Raw genomic sequence first — 17,880 nt, 5'->3', positions numbered from 1 at the left:
ACTGCGGGCAGTACCCCGGGCGCGCTACCGTGACGGGCGCCCTCCACCCGCCCCTCACCCGCAGAGGTCGTGTCCCCCATGACTGAACCGAATCGGCGTCGTTTCCTCCAACTGGCCGGCGCGAGCCTGGCGTTGCCGGCGCTGGCGCCCAGCATCGCGCGGGCCGCCGCGATCGCCCCGCAGGGCAGCACGGGCACCATCCAGGACGTGCAGCACATCGTGGTGCTGATGCAGGAGAACCGGTCCTTCGACCACTACTTCGGCGCGATGAAGGGCGTGCGCGGCTTCGGCGACCCGCGGCCGGTGACCTTGCCGAGCGGGAAGCCGGTCTGGTACCAGACGAACAGCGCGAAGAAGGAGATCCTGCCGTTCCGGCCGCAGGTGAACGACCTCGGGATGCAGTTCGTCCAGGACCTCAACCACGACTGGGCGGGCGGCCACAAGGCGTTCAACGGCGGCAAGTACGACCAGTGGGTGCCCGCGAAGACCGCCACCACCATGGCGTACCTGACCCGGCAGGACATCCCGTTCCACTACGCGCTCGCCGACGCGTTCACGCTGTGCGACGCGTACCACTGCTCGTTCATCGGCTCCACCGACCCGAACCGCTACTACCTGTGGACGGGCTACACCGGCAACGACGGGACCGGCGGCGGTCCGGTGCTGGGCAACCAGGAGGCGGGCTACTCCTGGACCACCTACCCGGAGCGGCTGGAGGCGGCCGGCGTCTCCTGGCGGATCTACCAGGACATCGGCGACGGCCTGGACGCGGCCGGCTCCTGGGGCTGGATCAACGACGCCCACCGCGGCACCTACGGCGACAACTCGCTGCTCTACTTCAACAGTTACCGCAACGCCAAGCCAGGCGACGCGCTGTACGAGAAGGCCCGCACCGGGACGAACACCAAGGCCGGCGACGGCCTGTTCGACCGGCTGCGCCACGACGTCGGGGCCGGGACGCTGCCGCAGGTCTCCTGGATCGTCGCGCCCGAGGCGTACACCGAGCACCCCAACTGGCCCGCGAACTACGGCGCCTGGTACGTCTCGCAGGTGCTGGACGCGCTCACCTCGAACCCGGACGTGTGGGCCCGCACCGCGCTGTTCATCACCTACGACGAGAACGACGGCTTCTTCGACCACGTGGTGCCGCCGTTCCCGCCCGCCTCGGCCGACCAGGGGCTCTCCACGGTCGCCACCGGCGCCGACTGGTTCGCGGGGAACGCGAGTTACCCGGCCGGCCCGTACGGCCTCGGGCAGCGGGTGCCGATGCTGGTGGTCTCGCCGTGGAGCACCGGCGGCTACACCTGCTCGGAGACCTTCGACCACACCTCGGTCATCCGCTTCATCGAGAAGCGCTTCGGCGTCACCGAGCCGCACATCTCCCCCTGGCGGCGCGCCGTCTGCGGCGACCTGACCTCCGCCTTCGACTTCACCGCGAGCACCGCCGCCCGGCCCGCGCTGCCGTCCACCGCCGCCTACCTGCCCGCCGACCACAACCGGCACCCCGACTACGTGCCCACCCCGCCCGCGACCGGCACCATGCCCAGGCAGGAGGCCGGGTCCAAGCCGACCCGCCCGCTCAAGTACGCGCCGTACGTGGACGGTTCGGCCGACATCTCGACCGGCAAGTACGCCCTCGCGTTCAGCGGCGGCCCGGCCGCCGGCGCCCAGTTCCTGATCACCTCGGCGAACCGCACCGACGGCCCGTGGACGTACACCACCGAGGCCGGCAAGTCGATCTCGGACGCCTGGAACACCGCGTACTCCGGCGGCGTCACCGACCTGACCGTGTTCGGCCCGAACGGCTTCCTGCGCCGCTTCCGCAACCCCGGCAAGACCGCCGGACCCGAGGTCACCGCCCGCCACGACGCCGCCACCGGCAACCTCGCCCTGACCTTCACCAACCCCGCCGGCGCCGACGCCGTCCTCACCGTCACCAACGCCTACGCCGGCTCCCCGCGGACCGTCACCGTCCGCCGCGGCGCCACCGCCACCCTCACCCTCGACCTCTCCGCCTGCCGCCGCTGGTACGACGTCACCATCACCTCCAACCTCACCACCGACTTCGTCCGCCGCCTCGCCGGCCACGTCGAGACCGGCGCCCCGTCCCTCTCCGACCCCGGCCTGCTCACCTACTGACCGGCACGCACGGCCCGGATCGGACGGTGTCCGAACCCTGCGCCGTCGGCTGCGGCCGGAGCCACCGGCCGCAGCCCGCGACCTTTGACACCGGACGCCCTAGTGGTCTAGACCTACCCCGAACGGTCGGCGGACGGAGGAGCGGAGGAGCGCGATGCACACGGTGGCCCGTCCCGGACGCGCCCGTCGCACCCCCGGCGCGTCCTGAGATGTCCGCCGCGGTCGAGGCGGCCGGCCGGCCGACCCAAGCCGGAGAACGGGCCGGAGAACGGGCCGAGGAACGGGCCGGGGAGCTGGCCGAGGAGCTGGTCGGAGCGGGCGCCGTCCGCGGCCGGCTGGCCGAACTCGGCGCGGGGGCCGTCTCCCAGGTGCTGGCGTTCCGTCCGGGCAGCGGGCGGCCGACCGGGGTGGCGGAGCAGCGCTGGGACGAGGAACTGCTGGGCCGGGGAGTCGAGTTGCGCGTGCTGGTGGTGGACGCGGTGCGCGGCGATCCGTCCGCCGTGGCGTACGCGCGGCGGCTGGTCGGGCTCGGCGGGCAGGTGCGGACGGTGTCCGCGCTGCCGCTGCGGATGGTGGTGCTGGACCGGGAGACCGCGGTGCTGCCGCTCGATCCGGGACGGGCGGACACCGCCGCCGTGCTGCACGGGCCCGGGCCGGTCGCCGCGCTGGGCGTGCTGTTCGACGGGCTGTGGCACGGCGCCGCGCCGCTGTGCCACCCCCGGGGCCGCGACCGCAACGGCCTGACCGCGCAGCACTACACGCTGCTGCGGATCCTCCAGCGGGGTGACACCGACATGGTGGCGGCCCGGAAGCTCGGCGTCTCCGAGCGGACCGTCCGGCGGCTGGCCGCCGAGGCGTTGGAGGTGCTCGGTGCCCGCAGCCGCTTCCAGGCCGGGGCCCGCGCCGCCGAACGCGGCTGGCTGCGCTGAGACCGGCGAAACGGGCACCGCCCCTCTGTCTCGCCCCACCACCCCGCCCCACCGCAGTGGCGGGACGGGACGGGACAGGGCGGGACAGGGCGGGGCGCGACCGCTACCGCTGCTGCGCCCGCGGTGCCGGGGCGTACCCGGCCGGCCGGGTGGTGAAGGTGCCCCGGCCCTGCGTGCGTCCGCGCAACGCGCCCGCGTAGCCGAAGAGTTCGGCCAGCGGGACGGTCGCCGTCAGCACCGCGCCGCCGCCGCGCGGCGCGGAGCCGTGCACCCGGCCGCGACGGGCGGACAGGTCGCCGAGGACGCCGCCGACGCTCTCCGGCGGCACCGTCGCGGTGACCTCCGCGACGGGCTCCAGCAGCAGCGGGCCGCCGCGCCGCAGCGCCTCGCGCAGGGCGAGCCGTCCGGCGGTGCGGAACGCCAGGTCGGAGGAGTCCTTGACGTGGGTCGCCCCGTCGGTGAGGGTGACCCGGACCCCGGTGACCGGGTGGCCGAGCGGGCCGTCCGCGAGGGCGTCCCGGCAGCCCGCCTCGACGGCCTGCACGAACTCCGGCGGCACCCGGCCGCCGGTGACGGTGGAGCGGAACTCGAAGCCGTCCGCGCCGGGTTCGCCGAGCGGGGCGACGTCGACCACGATGTGCGCGAACTGCCCGGAGCCGCCGTCCTGTTTGACGTGCCGCAGGACGAGGCCGGTGACCGCCGCGGCGAGGGTCTCCCGGTACGCGACCCGCGGCCGGCCGACGGCGACCTCCAGCCCGGCGCGGCGCAGCTTCTCCACCGCGACCTCCAGGTGCAGTTCGCCCAGGCCGGACAGCGTCCGCCGCCCGCCCTCCGGATCGGTGCCGGCCACCAGGGACGGGTCCTCCTCGGTGAGCCGGGCCAGCGCGGCGGCCAGCCGGTCGGTGTCCGCCGAGCGGCGGGCCTCGACCGCGACGGTCACCACCGGGTCGGCGGCGACGGCCGGTTCGAGCACCAGCGGGGCCCGCGGGTCACACAGCGTGGCGCCGGCCCGGGCGCCCTTCGGCCCGACCACGGCGACGATGTCGCCGGCCGTCGCGGTGTCGGTCTCGGTGTGCCGGTCGGCCTGCACCCGCAGGATCCGGCCGATCCGCTCGGTGCGTCCGGTGCGCGCGTCGAGCACGGTGTCCCCCTTCCGGAGCGTGCCGGAGTAGATCCGCAGGCCGACGAGCCGTCCGGTGGTGCTCGCGGTGACCTTGAACACCAGTGCGGAGAAGGGCTGTTCGGGATCGGCGGCGCGTTCCTGCGGTGCGCCGTCGAACTCCCCGCGCACCGGTGGGACGTCCAGCGGCGACGGCAGGTACGCGGTCACCGCGTCCAGCAGCGGTTCGACCCCTCGGTCGCGGTACGCGGCGCCGCACAGCACCACCACCGCCTGTCCGCTGCCGGTGAGCCGGCGCAGCGCGTCGGTGAGCGCGCCGGGAGTGAGGGTGCCGGTGGCGCAGTACTCCTCCAGCGCCGCCGGGTGCAGTTCGGCCACCGCCTCCGCGAGGGCCTGCCGCCGCCGTCCCGCCTCCTGCGCAAACTCCTCGGGTACGTCGCCGACTTGGCAGCCTTCGCCGGGTGCGGCGCCGTCCGGCCAGGTCAGTGCGCGCATCCCGACCAGGTCGACCACGCCGGTGAAGGCGCCCTCCCGGCCGATCGGCAACTGCACGGCCAGCGGCGCCGGGTGGAGCTTCTCCCGGATCGAGGCGACGGCGGCGTCCAGGTCGGCGCCGGGCCGGTCCATCTTGTTGACGAACGCGATCCGCGGCACGCCGTGCCGGTCCGCCTGCCGCCACACCGACTCGCTCTGCGGCTCGACGCCCGCGACCGCGTCGAACACCGCCACCGCGCCGTCCAGCACGCGCAGCGAGCGCTCGACCTCGTCCGCGAAGTCGACGTGGCCGGGGGTGTCGATCAGGTTGAGCAGGTGGCCGTCCCACCGGCAGCTGACGGCGGCGGCGAAGATGGTGATGCCGCGGTCGCGCTCCTGCGGGTCGAAGTCGGTGACGGTGGTGCCCTCGTGCACCTCGCCGCGCTTGTGGACCGCCCCGGTCAGGAACAGGACCCGCTCGGTGACGGTGGTCTTCCCGGCGTCCACGTGGGCGAGGATGCCGAGGTTGCGGACCGCGGCGACGGCGGCGACGGCGGCAGCCGCGGAGGTGGAGGTGGAGGTGGAGGTGGTGAGGTCGGTGCGCATGGCCGGTGGCCCTTCGGGGTTCGCTCCTGGAATCGGCAGCGCGATTCACGGCACCACGAGGGACGTCCACGACCGCCGGCCCCCGCGGAGCGCCCGCCCCCCGGGACGGGCGGAACGGGCGGAACGGGCGGGACGGAGCGGCGGAAGGGATCGGACGAGGGCTCGCGGTTCCTACCGGTGCCGGCCGCGCAGCGGGCACCGGCCCGCCGAGGACACCAGGATCACCTCGAACCGCGACGGGGGAACGACAGCAGCGGTGCCACGCACGGCCTGCCCCTCCCTCTCGACGTCACGGTACGCCCGTCGGCCGATCGGCCCGGGCGTCGTCCGGCGAGCAGAGCCTAGGCGCGCCCCGCCCCCGGCCGCCACCGCGTTTCCGGGCGCGCACGCCGCGCGCCGGGCCGGGCCGCCTCCTCCAGCGACCCGGCCCGACCAGCCCGGCCCAGACCAGCCCGACCCGGCCCGACCCAGCCCGGCACGCGCAGACCGCCCCGGACCGCCCCGGACCGCCCCGGCCCGACCCAGCCCGGCGGCGCGCCCGCGCTCACTCCGGCAGGGCGCCGTCCCGGATCACCCGGGCGTACCAGTACGCGCTGTCCTTGGGCGTGCGCCGCTGGCTGGCGAAGTCGACGTGCACGATGCCGAAGCGCTTGCTGTAGCCGTACGCCCATTCGTAGTTGTCGAGCAGCGACCAGAGGAAGTAGCCCCGGACGGGCGCGCCGTCGGCGATCGCGCGGTGGACGGCGGCGAGGTGGGCGTGCAGGTAGTCGATCCGCTCGGGGTCGTGGACGGCGCCGCTGGGGTCGCTGTAGTCCTCGTAGGCGGCGCCGTTCTCGGTGACCAGCAGCGGGACGCCGGGCAGGTCGTCGCGCAGCCGGGTGAGGAGTTCGTACAGGCCGTCGGCGTCGACCGGCCAGTCCATGGCGGTGCGGGTGCCGGGGGCGGGCAGGAAGCGGATGCCCCGGTCGGCGGGCCAGGGGCTGCCGCCCTGGTGGCCGTCGCCGCGCGGGGCGTCCGCGGCGGTCTCGGCGGGGTCCTCGGCGGCCACGACGGTGGGCGTGTAGTAGTTGATGCCCAGCGAATCGATCGGGCGGGAGATCTCGGCGAGGTCGCCGTCGCGGACGAAGGACCAGTCGGTGACGTGCGCGGTGTCGGCGAGGACGTCCTCGGGGTAGCTGCCGCGGAAGACCGGGTCGAGGAAGATCCGGTTGGCGAGGCCGTCGATCCGGCGGGCGGCGTCGAGGTCGGCGGGGTCGGTGGAGAGCGGGCGGACGGCGGCCAGGTTGAGGGTGAGCGAGACCTGCGCGGTGGCGGGGAGTTCGGCGCGCAGCGCGGCGGTGCCGAGGCCGTGGGCGAGCAGCAGGTGGTGGTGGGCGGTGAGGGCGGCGGTGTGGTCGGTGCGGCCGGGGGCGTGGACGCCGTTGCCGTAGCCGAGGAAGGCGCTGCACCAGGGCTCGTTGAGGGTGGTCCAGGTGGGGATGCGGTCGCCGAGGCGGCGCGCGGCGATGCCCGCGTACTCGGCGAACCGGTGGGCGGTCTCGCGGTGGGCCCAGCCGCCCTCGTCCTCCAGTTCCTGGGGCAGGTCCCAGTGGTAGAGGGTGGCGACGGGGGTGATGCCGGCGGTGAGGAGTTCGTCGACCAGGCGGTCGTAGAAGTCGAGTCCGGCCTCGTTGGCGGGGCCCCGGCCGCCGGGCTGCACGCGTGGCCAGGCGAGCGAGAACCGGTAGGCGCCCAGGCCGAGTTCGGACATCAGGGCGACGTCGTCGCGGTAGCGGTGGTAGTGGTCGGCGGCGATGTCGCCGGTGTCGCCGTTGCGGACGGCGCCCGGGCGGCGGGCGAAGGTGTCCCAGATCGACGGGGTGCGGCCGTCCTGGTCGGCGGCGCCCTCGATCTGGTATGCGGCGGTGGCGGCGCCCCAGACGAATCCGGCCGGGAATCGGGCGGGCGCGGGGGCGGGGGAGGCAGTGGTCATGGGAAGAGTCTCGACGGTCATGTCGCGTTCCATCCAAACAAGTTGAGGGTGTGTCGGCTCATCGGGCGCCGGGCGGGGTCAGCCCTTGACGGCGCCCTGCATGATGCCGCCGACGATCTGCCGGCCGAGCAGGGCGAACACCACCAGGACGGGCAGGGTGCCGATCAGGGTGCCGGCCATCACCACGGACTGGTCGGGGACGTAGCCCTGGCCGAGCGACTTCAACGCGACCTGCACGGTGGGGTTCTGGGAGCTGAGTGCGACGATCGGCCAGAAGAAGTCGTTCCAGGTGGCCATGAAGGTGAGCATGCCGAGCACGGCCATGCCGGGGCGGGCGACCGGCAGCACGATGGAGCGGAAGATCCGCAGCAGCGAGGCGCCGTCCATCCGGCCGGCCTCGACCAGTTCGTCCGGCAGGGCCTGCACCAGGTACTGGCGCATGAAGAACACCCCGAACGCGGAGACCAGCGAGGGCAGGATCACCGAGGGCAGCTTGTTCTGCAGGTCGAGCTTGACGATCACCATGAACAGCGGGATCACGCCGAGCTGCGGCGGGATCATCATGGTGCCGACGGTCAGCGCGAGCAGCGCGCCCCGGCCGCGGAAGCGCAGCTTGGCGAAGGCGAACCCGGCGAGCGTGGAGGAGAGCACCACGCCGGCGGTGACCACGCCGGAGACGATCAGCGAGTTGAGCAGCGCCTTGCCGATCTCGGCCTGCTGGAGCGCCTCGCCGATGTTGTGGAACAGGTTCGGCCCGGGTGTCAACGCGGGTGTGGTGGAGCTGAGTTCGGAGTTGGAGCGGCTGGCGGCGACCAGCGTCCAGTAGAACGGGAACACCGCGAGCAGGGTGGCGCCGATCAGCACCGCGTAGGCGAGCGGTCCGCCCTTGAGCGGCGAGCGCGACTTGCGGACGAGCGGGCGCGCCGGGGCGGGGGCGGCGGGCTGGTCGAGTACGTGGGTCATCGGGTCACCGGTCCGTGCGGTTGCGGCGGGCGGCGATCGCCGCGTTGAGCAGGGCGAGCAGCACGATCAGCAGGAACATCACCCAGGCGACGGCGGCGGCCCGGCCGAGGTGGAAGAACGTCCAGCCCTGCTCGTACAGGTACAGGCCGAGGGTCTGGTACTGGTGCGAGATGCCGCCGCCGGAGTTGCCCTCGTACAGCAGCGGTTCGCCGAACAGCTGGGTCGCGCCGATGGTGGAGACGACCACGGTGAAGACGATGGTGGGGCGCAGCCCGGGGATCGTGACGTGCCGGAACTGCTGCCAGCGCGAGGCGCCGTCGACGGCCGCGGACTCGTACAGCTCGCCGGGGATGGACTGCATGCCGGCCAGGTAGATCAGCGCGTTGTAGCCGGTCCAGCGCCAGGTGACGATGGCCGAGACGCCGAACTGGGAGGCCCAGGTGTCCGCCTGCCAGTCGACCGGGTGGAGGCCGACGCTGCTCAGCACCCAGTTGATCAACCCGTAGTCGCGGCCGAAGAGTTGGGCGAACACCAGGGTGGCGGCGGCCACCGAGGTGGCGTACGGCATCAGCATCGCGACCCGGAAGAAGGTGCGGCCGCGGAGCCGGTAGTTGAGCAGGTGGGCCAGGCCCAGGGCCATCAGCAGCTGCGGCACGGTGGAGAGCACGCCGATGGTGAAGGTGTTGCGCAGCGCGTTCCAGAAGAACGGGTCGGACAGCAGCCGGGTGTAGTTCTGGAAGCCGAGCCAGTCCATCCGGTCCGAGGTCTGGAGCTCGACCCGGTGCAGCGAGACGTAGGCGGTGTACAGCAGCGGGAACAGGCCGAACGCGGCGAACAACCCGAAGAACGGGGCCAGGAAGCCGTACGGGGCGAGTCTGCGGCCGATCCGCCTCGCGGGCGCGGCGGGCTGCGCGGCGGGCAGCCGGGTGGTGGAGCTGAGGGCCATGGGCGGGGTCCTTCGACGGGGGCCGCCCGGCCCGCCGCTGGCGGGAGCGGCGGGGCGGGGCGGCGGGGTTGGCTACCGGGGGTGACGGTCCGTCAGTTGCCGTTGGCCTTCTTGACGTTGTCCAGGGCGTGCTTCCAGGCGGTGTCCGGCGCGGTGCCGGTCCGCTCGACCTCGCCGAGGGCGTCGGTGAACGCCTTGCCGATCACGCCGTCGTCGGTGCCGAGCACCTGGGCGGGCATCGCCTTGGCCGACTCGCTGAAGATCTGGCCGATCGGGGCGTTGTTGAAGTACGGGTCGGTGACGTCCTTGATGGCGTCCTGGGCGCCGGTCGAGGACGGGAAGGAGCCCTGCTTGGTGAAGAGGGTGGCCTGCTGCTCCTTGGCGGTCAGCCACTTGATCAGCTCGGCCGCCTCCTTGGGGTGCTTGGCGGTGCGCGGGACGGTCAGGTAGGAGCCGCCCCAGTTGCCGGTCTTGCCGGGGCCGGGGGCGATGTCCCACTTGCCGGAGCCCGCGTCGCCGGCCTGGCCCTTGATGTAGCCGATCATCCAGGCGGGGCAGGAGAGGGTGGCGAACTTGCCGGTGGTGAACGCCTTGTTCCACTCGGGCGTCCACTGGGCGAGCTTGGCGGACAGGCCGTCGGCGACCAGCGCGGTGGCGTCGTTCCAGGCGGTCTTCACGGCCGGGCTGCTGTCGTAGACGGGCTTGCCGGACTCGTCGGAGTAGCGGACCTTCTGCTGGCCGACCTCGGCGGTGAACATGCCCGCGGCGCTGTCGGTCCAGGCGTTGCCCGCCTCGGCCTTGGCGGCGTACTGCTTGCCGAGGTCGAGGTAGCCCTGCCAGGTGGACCACTTGGCGGCCAGCTCGGTGCGGTCGGTGGGCAGTCCGGCGGCCTGGAACAGGTCGGTGCGGTAGCAGATCGCCTCCGGGCCGACGTCGGTGCCCGCGCCGAGGACCTTGCCGTCCGCGGTCTTGATCGCGGCGCCCTTCCACTCCACCAGGCCGTCGTTGACGTCGCCGATGCCGAGCGTCTTGAGGTCGGTGAACTTGTCGGCCTGCTTCTGCACCACGCTGGCCACCCGGCCGACCTCCAGGCCCTGGATGTCGGCGAGGCCGCCGCCGCCCGCGAGCTTGGTCTGCAGCGCCTGCCAGTACTGGCCCTCGTCCTGGGTGTCGGTCTGCTTGATGGTGACGTTCGGGTGGAGCTTCGTGTACTCGTCGTACAGGCCGGCCTCCTTGAACCCGAAGGTGCCGAACAGGTCCACCGTGATGGTCACCTTGCCGTCGGCGGCGTCCTTGGACCCGGAGCCGCCGGAGCTGCACGCGGTGAGCAGCAGGGCGGTGGCGAGGACGGTGCTGCCCAGGGCAGCGGTGGAGCGGCGGACTCTCGGGGTAGCCATGCGAGTGCCTCCAGGCGGGGCGGGAGCGTGGGTGGAGTGCGAAAAGAGGAAGCTGGTGCCGATCGGAAGGCGCCCAACTTTCTGAGAGCGCTCTCAACCGATGCCGAGAGACTGCCGGGACGGAAGTTCGCTCGTCAAGACCCCGAAACCTGAACGTAATCTCCGAGCGGCCCCGACCGGCGCTTTCGGATTCTGAACGCAACAGTCTGTGTCACGCAGGTTGACACCCCTTCAGTGCCGCCTTTACGGTCCGCTGGCTGAGAGCGCTCTCATACTGAACCGCCCGCCCCCACTCAAGGTGGACACCATCATGAAGCTCCGCTCCCTGCGCGGCCCCACGGCCGCCCTGACCACGCTGGCCCTGGCCGCGGCGGCCACCCTCGCGGCGGCCCTGGGCGCCGGCAGCGCCTCCGCCGCCACCACCGTCCGGGTCGGCCTCGGCGGCTACTCCGACGCCCGCCCGGCCGGCACCGTCGGCCCGAGCAACTCCGACGGCGCGCCCGTCACCCCCAAGGTCACCGCGCGGATGGCCGGACAGGCCGCCCCCACCAACGACTGGTGGTCCTCGCTGATCTACCAGCGCTACGCGGGCAACCCGTACTCGGAGAACCTGTACGCCCACCCGATGACCTTCAAGGCGCAGGCCGCGGGCCTGGAGGTCGGCTACCCGACCACGCCGACCGTCACCTCCGACGGCCGCCAGTACGACTACACCCACACCCGGGACCTCACCCTGGGCGTGGCCGGGCTGAACTCCCCCGACACCAAGGTCGACGGCTGGTCGGACTGGACGGTCACCCCGTACTGGGCGGACGGCGCGCACACCTTCAGCGCCACCGTCGGCCACGGCCTGCCCTACGTGTACGCGCACGCCACCGGCGGCGCCGCGCAGGTCACCACCGCCTCGGCGCCCACCGTCTTCAGCAACCAGGGCAGCGTGCTCGGCATCACCGTCGGCGGCCACCACTACGGCCTGTTCGCGCCCACCGGCAGCAGCTGGAGCGTCAACGGCACCACCCTGACGGCGAACCTCGGCAGCAAAGACTACTACTCGGTCGCGCTGCTGCCCTCCACCGCCGACCTCGCGCAGTTCCGCAGCTACGCGTACAACTTCGTCACCGACACCAAGGTCGGCTGGAGCTACGACCAGGCCGCGGGCAGGCTCACCACCACCTTCACCGCCACCACCGCCGCCCAGGAGGGCTCCGGCACCGGCACCCTGCTCGCGCTCTACCCGCAGCAGTGGCAGGCCACCCCGGACGCGCTCACCCCGCTGACGTACACCTCCCCGCGCGGCCCCATGAAGGTCCGCCAGGGCTCGTCCTTCTCCACCGTGCAGAGCGTCACCGGCGTGCTGCCCTCGCTGCCCGACGTCGGCTCCTACGACCGCGCCGCGCTGGACGGCTACCTGCACCAGGTCTCCGACGCGAGCGACCCGTTCAACGGTGCCACCGACACCTACTGGGTCGGCAAGGTGCTCGGACAGCTCGCCCAACTGGTGCCGATCGCCGACCAGTTGGGCGACACCGCGGCCCGCGACAAGCTGCTCGGCCTGATCAAGGGCAAGCTCCAGACCTGGTTCGCCGGCACCGGCTCGCCCGGCTTCGCCTACGACTCCACCTGGAAGACCCTGATCGGCTACCCGGCCTCCTACGGCACCGACGCCGAACTCAACGACCACCACTTCCACTACGGCTACTTCGTGCAGGCCGCCGCCACCGTCGCCCGCTACGACAGCGCCTGGGCCGCCGACGCGCAGTGGGGCGGCATGGTCAAGCTGCTGGCCAAGGACGCCGCCAACACCGACCGCGCCGACGCCCGCTTCCCCTGGCTGCGCAACTTCGACCCGTACGAGGGCCACGGCTGGGCGTCCGGCCACGCCGGGTTCGCGGCCGGCAACAACGAGGAGTCCTCCTCCGAGTCGCTGAACTTCAGCGCCGGCCTGCTGCTGTTCGGCGCCGCCACCGGCGACACCGCGCTGCGCGACCTCGGCGTCTACCTGTACACCACCGAGGCCAACGCCGTGCAGCAGTACTGGTTCGACGCCGACCACCAGGTCTTCCCGGCCGGCTTCCAGCACTCCACCGTCGGCATGGTCTGGGGCTCCGGCGCCGCCTACTCCACCTGGTGGACGGCCGCGCCCGGCATGATCCACGGCATCAACTTCCTCCCCGTCACCTCCGGTTCGCTCTACCTGGCGCGCCGCAAGGACGACCTGGCCGCCAACCTGGCCGAGCTGAAGGCCGGCAACGGCGGCGCCTTCACCGACTGGCGCGACCTGCTCTGGGAGGCCGAGGCACTCACCGACCCGGCCGCCGCGAAGGCCGACTGGGACGCCGGGAAGGCCGGCTACACCCCGGAGGAGGGCGAGTCCAGGGCCCACACCTACCACTGGATCTACGACCTGGCCGCGCTCGGCACCTTGGACCCGGCCACCACCGCCGACACCCCCACCGCCGCGGTCTTCGTCAACGGCACCACCCGCACCCACGTGGCGCACAACTACACCACCGCCGCCCGCACCGTCCGATTCTCCGACGGCTACACCCTGACCGTCCCGGCCCGCTCCACCGCCTCCGAACGCGGCACCAAGCCCGACGGCGGCACCGGCGGCGCCACCAACTCCCCCTCCCCGTCGGCCAGTCCGTCCCCGTCGCCCTCGTCCTCGCCGTCGCCCTCGTCCTCGCCGTCCCCGTCGACGTCCCCCAGCGGCCCGCAGACCCGCCCGGGCACGCTGTACCTCCAGCCGAACGGCACCCTCACCACCGCCTACGGCACCGGCGCGACCGCCGGCACCATCGCCTCCGGCGGCGGCGCCAACCACGACGGCACGCCCTACCAGCCGCTGACGTACACCCTCACCCACCTCACCGGCACCCTGCGCCCCGGCGGCAGCACCGACTTCGACCTGTACGTCGACGCCGGCTCCTCCGTCGCGCTCGCCCAACAGGCCCGCGTCTCCTACGACTTCGACGGCAACGGCACCGTCGACCGGACCGAGACCTACCGGTACTTCGCCACCGACCCCGTCCCCGGCTGGGAGCGCTACGGCGCCACCGCGGGCGTCCAGGCCACCACCGGCGCCCCGCTCGCCAACCTGAGCAACGGCACCGTCAAGGTCGAGGTCTGGCCCGCCCTCGGCAACGCCCCCGCCCAACTGCGCACCGGCGCCACCCAGTCCCAGGGCAGCGCCTCCGTGCTGCGCCTCCCCTTCGACTGACCGGTCCGCCCCGACGCCTCCCGGGGCCGGAGCGGAGCCCGACAGGTCCGCCCCGGCCCCGGGAGGCCCCGTCTCCGGCCGGCCCCGCCCCCGACCGGCCGCGGGCCCGACCGGCGAGCGCCGCCCGCCCCGCCCCGGTCCGGCGCGGTCCCGATCGCGGAACGGCCCTCGCCCCGCCCGCCCGTCCCCGGAGGGCCGCTCCCCCACCCCGAACCGGTTCTCACCGGGGTCTTGGCAGATCACCGGAGATTGTTGAACATGTAACTGACATGATCGCGCGCCGCGGGACGCACCACCGCCCGCGCCGGTCCCGCCTGCCCTCGCAAGGAGACCAGCATGGCCGTCCTCCGCCCGAAGCGCCTCACCGCGGCCGCCGCCACCGGAGCGGCCCTGCTGCTCGGCGCCGTCCTCGCCCAGCCCGCGGCCGCCGTCGAACTCCCGCACGCCGCCGTCGCCTACTTCGCCACCGGCAGCGGCCTGACGGGCGCGCGGTTCGCCGTCGACCCCACCGACACCGGCTGCCACGACCTCCCGGCCGCCGCGCGCTCCGCCGTCGACTTCACCGCCGCCGCCCTCACGGTCTACTTCAACCCCGGCTGCACCCCCGGCCGGCCCGGCGAGCCCGGCGACCTGGCCTACGGCCTCGGCAGCCTGCACTGGGCCGACTTCCCGTACCCGGCCCTCAGCTACCGCGTCACCGGCTGACCCCCGCCGTCCCGCACCCGCACCCGCACCCGGGCCCGGCGGCGGGCCGGTCAGCAGACGGTGAGCAGGCCGTTCTCCCGCACCACGTCCAGCGACAGGGTGCGGTAGCCGACGGACTCGAAGAGCACCGTCAGGTGGCGCTCCTCCTCGCTCATCACCGAGCCCTCGCCCCACTGCGGGTGCCGGACCAGCGCCCCCGGCCCGAACGGGTGCGGCTCCCCCTCCGGGTCGGCCGGGGCCGCGGGGCCGGGGATCAGGCCGCCGGTGCCGGCCAGCACGGCCGGGCCGCCCGCCGGACCCCGCTCGGCGAGCGCGGCCGCCTCGCAGCGGTCGCAGGAGCCGCAGCCGCCCTCCCCGGCCGCCTCCTGGGGCTGGCCGAAGTAGCCGAGCAGGAAGCGCCGCCGGCAGCCGCCGGTCTCCGCGTAGCCGCGCATCATGTCCACCCGGGAGCGCTCCAACTGCTGGTGTGCGTCCGCGAGTTCCACCGCCTGCCGGGCGGCCTCCGCCGGATCGGCGGCACCGGTCGGCAGCAGGTCGCCGCCCCCGTCCGTGGCCACCGCGCCGACCTGCTCCAGCAGGTTGACGACGGCGGTCAGCCGGCTCGCCGTCAGCCCGGTCCCGGCCCGCAGCTCGCTGGGGCGGACCGGCCCGTCGTGCTCGGCCAGCGCGCCCGCCACCTGCGTGACGGTGTCCGGGTCGGGGCGGCCCGCCGCGAAGAACCGCTGCAGGCCGAGGTCCTGCGGCCGGTAGGCGAGGATCGCCCGGGCGGGCTCCCCGTCCCGGCCGGCCCGGCCGATCTCCTGGTAGTAGGCGTCCAGCGAGCCGGGGACGGAGGCGTGCAGCACGAAGCGCACGTCCGGCTTGTCGATGCCCATCCCGAACGCGGACGTCGCCACCACCACGTCCAACTCGCCGCTCAGGAAACGGTCGTGGACGTCACCGCGGGCCGCCGCGGGCAGCCCCGCGTGGTAGGCCGCCGCGTCGAAGCCCAGCCGGCCGAGCTCCGCCGCGTACTCCTCCGCCTCCCGCCGGGTGGCCGCGTACACCAGGCCCGGCTTGGGCTCGCCGGCGGCCCGCTCGACCACGGCGCGCCGCTTCGCCGCCGCGTCCCGGAACGGCAGCACCTCCAGGTGGATGTTGGGCCGGTCGAAGCCGGTGACCACCTCGCGCACGTCCCGCATGCCCAGTTGGGCGACGATGTCGGCCCGCACCGGCGCGGCGGCGCTCGCCGTCAGGGCCAGCACCGGCGGCCGGCCGATCCGGTCGACGACCTGGCCGAGCCGCAGGTAGTCGGGCCGGAAGTCGTGCCCCCAGGAGGAGACGCACTGGGCCTCGTCGACGACGAACAGCGCCGGCTTCGCGGCGGCGAGCTGCTCGACCACCTCGTCCTTGGCCAGCTGTTCCGGGGCCAGGAAGAGGAAGTCGACGTCGCCCTCGCTGATCCGGTCCCACACCGCCGCGTTCTCCCGGCCGCTCTGCGTCGAGTTGACCGCCGCGGCGTCCGTCCCCTCCCGGCGCAGCAGGGCCTGCACCTGGTCACGCTGGAGGGCGATCAGCGGGGAGACCACCACGGTCGGGCCCGGGATCAGCAGGCCGGGCACCTGGTACACCGCCGACTTCCCGGCTCCGGTGGGCATCACCACCAGGGTGTCGCGGCGCTCCATCACCGCCTCCATCGCCAGCAGCTGCTCCGGTCGCAACCGCTCCCAGCCGAAGACCTCACGCGCGCTCTGCCGCAGCCGCCGCGCCGCCGAAGTGGCCATGCTTCTCCTCGTGTCGGGTTCCGGGCGGCACGCTGGGCCGCCCGGGAACGGCGTGCGGATACCCCGGAAGGGCGAGGTGACGCGTGATCGGCCACCGGGTGCGCGACCATGACGGGATGGCGGCGGACGAGCAGGTCGAACACACCCCCGACGGGCACTTCGTCGTGATCCGCGGCCGGCGCTGGCGGGCGACCGACCCGGAGCTCCCGGCCGAGGCCGAGTCCCGGCTGACGCACCACCTGATGGCGGCCCGCCGGGCCCTCGCCCGCACCGGCGCGGACCGGGACGCGGAACGGGCCGCCCGGGCCCGGGTCCAGCTCGCCAAGGTCGGCCTGGGCGAACGGGGCACCCCCTGGTGGGAGCAGTCCCTCCCGGAGCGCCGGCGCCGCTGGGAGCGGAGCCTGCGGGCGCTGGAGGACGCGGACGGGGCGGACGAGGGCGGGGGCGGGGGCGCAGACGGGGGCGGGGCGGACGGGGGCGGGGCGGACGGCCGCTGATGTGGCACCGGCGTGTGGACTTCGGGCACGCCCCGCACGCATCCTCGCGCGCCGCCCCGACCCGCGCCCCGACCCGGGGGAGGCTGGCCGGAAGAGCACCCCGACGAGAGGACGCCCGGATGGAACCGCGCCCCGGCCACCCCGACCGCCGCCGCCTCCCCGACCCGCCTTCCCCCGATCGGCAGCTCCCCGGCCGCCGCCTCCTGCTCGGCGGCTCCGCCGCAGCCGCCCTGGCCCTCGCCCTGCCCACGACGGCCCCGGCCGCCGCCACCGGCCCCGGCAACGCCACCGGCCCGGCCACCACCGGCACCGGCACCGCCACCGCCACCGCCACCGCCACCGCCACCGCCACCGGCCCCGACCTCGGCGACGCGCTGGCCGCCCTGGAACGCGAACACGGTGCCAGGCTCGGCGTGTTCGCCCACGACACCGGCAGCGGCGCGACGGTCCGCCACCGCGCGGACGAGCTGTTCCCGCTCTGCTCGACGTTCAAGCCGCTCGCCGTCGCCGCCCTGCTGCACGCCGGTGACGACCTCTCCGCCCGCGTGCACTACACCGACCAGGACGTCGCCGACTCCGGCCACGCCCCGGTCACCGGCCGCACCCGCGTCCTGACCGTCGCCGAACTCTGCGCCGCCGCCATCGAGTTCAGCGACAACACGGCCGCCAACCTGCTGCTGCGCCGGCTCGGCGGCCCGACCGCAGTCACCCGGTTCTGCCGCTCGATCGGCGACCGCGTCACCCGCCTGGACCGCTGGGAGCCCGCCCTCAACTCCGCCGAACCCGGCCGCGGCACCGACACCACCAGCCCCCGCGCCCTGGCCCGCAGCTACGCCCGCCTCACCCTGGGCGACACCCTCGCCCCGGCCCACCGCGCCCGCCTCACCACCTGGCTGGGGGCCAACACCACCGGCGCGAACCGCCTGCGGGCCGGCCTCCCGGCCGCCTGGGCACTGGCCGACAAGACCGGCACCGGCTCCTACGGCACCGCCAACGACGCCGGCCTCGCCCGGCCCCCGCACCGCGCCCCGATCGTCCTGACCGTCCTCACCACCAAGCCCACCAGCCCGGACGCCGCCCCGGACGAGCCGCTGATCGCCAGGACGGCCGCCCTGCTCGCCACCGCCCTCACCCCCTGACGCCCCCGCC

The 17,880-nt window shown here is 74.3% G+C and carries 12 protein-coding genes; 6 read left to right on the top strand and 6 right to left on the bottom strand.

Annotation, left to right across the window (positions count from 1 at the left end):
• Nucleotides 1-78: 78 nt before the first annotated feature.
• Both ACIP60_RS36030 and ACIP60_RS36025 read left to right on the top strand, forming a co-directional pair.
• The gene (locus ACIP60_RS36030; protein WP_400693137.1) at nt 79-2,139 is read left to right on the top strand and encodes a phosphocholine-specific phospholipase C; all 2,061 of its coding nucleotides are present in this window, start codon (nt 79-81) and stop codon (nt 2,137-2,139) included.
• Nucleotides 2,140-2,348: 209 nt separating this feature from the next.
• Entirely contained in the window at nt 2,349-3,068 is a 720-nt protein-coding gene (locus ACIP60_RS36025) for a LuxR family transcriptional regulator (protein ID WP_400693135.1), read from the top strand.
• A 103-nt stretch (nt 3,069-3,171) separates the two neighbouring features.
• On the opposite strand, the gene fusA is transcribed toward ACIP60_RS36025, so the two are convergent.
• The 5 genes from fusA to ACIP60_RS36000 form a co-directional block, all read right to left on the bottom strand.
• Nucleotides 3,172-5,268 (bottom strand): elongation factor G, encoded by a 2,097-nt coding sequence (gene fusA / locus ACIP60_RS36020; RefSeq protein ID WP_400693132.1) that lies wholly within the window; start codon nt 5,266-5,268, stop codon nt 3,172-3,174.
• Nucleotides 5,269-5,812: 544 nt separating this feature from the next.
• The gene (locus ACIP60_RS36015; protein ID WP_400693129.1) at nt 5,813-7,240 is read right to left on the bottom strand and encodes a GH1 family beta-glucosidase; all 1,428 of its coding nucleotides are present in this window, start codon (nt 7,238-7,240) and stop codon (nt 5,813-5,815) included.
• Nucleotides 7,241-7,318: 78 nt separating this feature from the next.
• Nucleotides 7,319-8,203, bottom strand: a complete 885-nt coding sequence (locus tag ACIP60_RS36010; RefSeq protein WP_400693126.1) for a carbohydrate ABC transporter permease — start codon at nt 8,201-8,203, stop codon at nt 7,319-7,321.
• A gap of 4 nt (nt 8,204-8,207) precedes the next feature.
• Nucleotides 8,208-9,149 (bottom strand): carbohydrate ABC transporter permease, encoded by a 942-nt coding sequence (locus ACIP60_RS36005; RefSeq protein ID WP_111556620.1) that lies wholly within the window; start codon nt 9,147-9,149, stop codon nt 8,208-8,210.
• Nucleotides 9,150-9,241: 92 nt separating this feature from the next.
• Nucleotides 9,242-10,546, bottom strand: a complete 1,305-nt coding sequence (locus tag ACIP60_RS36000) for an extracellular solute-binding protein (protein ID WP_400693123.1) — start codon at nt 10,544-10,546, stop codon at nt 9,242-9,244.
• A gap of 310 nt (nt 10,547-10,856) precedes the next feature.
• Here ACIP60_RS36000 and ACIP60_RS35995 point away from each other — a divergent pair, with 310 nt between their 5' ends.
• Both ACIP60_RS35995 and ACIP60_RS35990 read left to right on the top strand, forming a co-directional pair.
• Entirely contained in the window at nt 10,857-13,766 is a 2,910-nt protein-coding gene (locus ACIP60_RS35995) for a glycosyl hydrolase (RefSeq protein ID WP_400693121.1), read from the top strand.
• 336 nt (nt 13,767-14,102) lie between these two features.
• On the top strand, nt 14,103-14,471 hold the full coding sequence (locus ACIP60_RS35990; RefSeq protein ID WP_400693118.1) for a hypothetical protein: 369 nt from the start codon (nt 14,103-14,105) through the stop codon (nt 14,469-14,471).
• Nucleotides 14,472-14,521: 50 nt separating this feature from the next.
• On the opposite strand, the gene ACIP60_RS35985 is transcribed toward ACIP60_RS35990, so the two are convergent.
• Nucleotides 14,522-16,234 (bottom strand): RecQ family ATP-dependent DNA helicase, encoded by a 1,713-nt coding sequence (locus ACIP60_RS35985; protein ID WP_400693115.1) that lies wholly within the window; start codon nt 16,232-16,234, stop codon nt 14,522-14,524.
• A gap of 83 nt (nt 16,235-16,317) precedes the next feature.
• Here ACIP60_RS35985 and ACIP60_RS35980 point away from each other — a divergent pair, with 83 nt between their 5' ends.
• Entirely contained in the window at nt 16,318-16,731 is a 414-nt protein-coding gene (locus ACIP60_RS35980) for a hypothetical protein (protein WP_400693112.1), read from the top strand.
• A 119-nt stretch (nt 16,732-16,850) separates the two neighbouring features.
• On the top strand, nt 16,851-17,870 hold the full coding sequence (gene bla / locus ACIP60_RS35975; RefSeq protein ID WP_400693110.1) for a class A beta-lactamase: 1,020 nt from the start codon (nt 16,851-16,853) through the stop codon (nt 17,868-17,870).
• Nucleotides 17,871-17,880: the final 10 nt, after the last annotated feature.

The sequence above is a fragment of the Kitasatospora sp. NPDC088783 genome (genome assembly GCF_044750705.1).
In the GTDB taxonomy this organism is placed as follows: Bacteria; Actinomycetota; Actinomycetes; order Streptomycetales; family Streptomycetaceae; genus Kitasatospora; species Kitasatospora fiedleri.
This window is presented reverse-complemented; position numbering and strand designations above follow the sequence as displayed.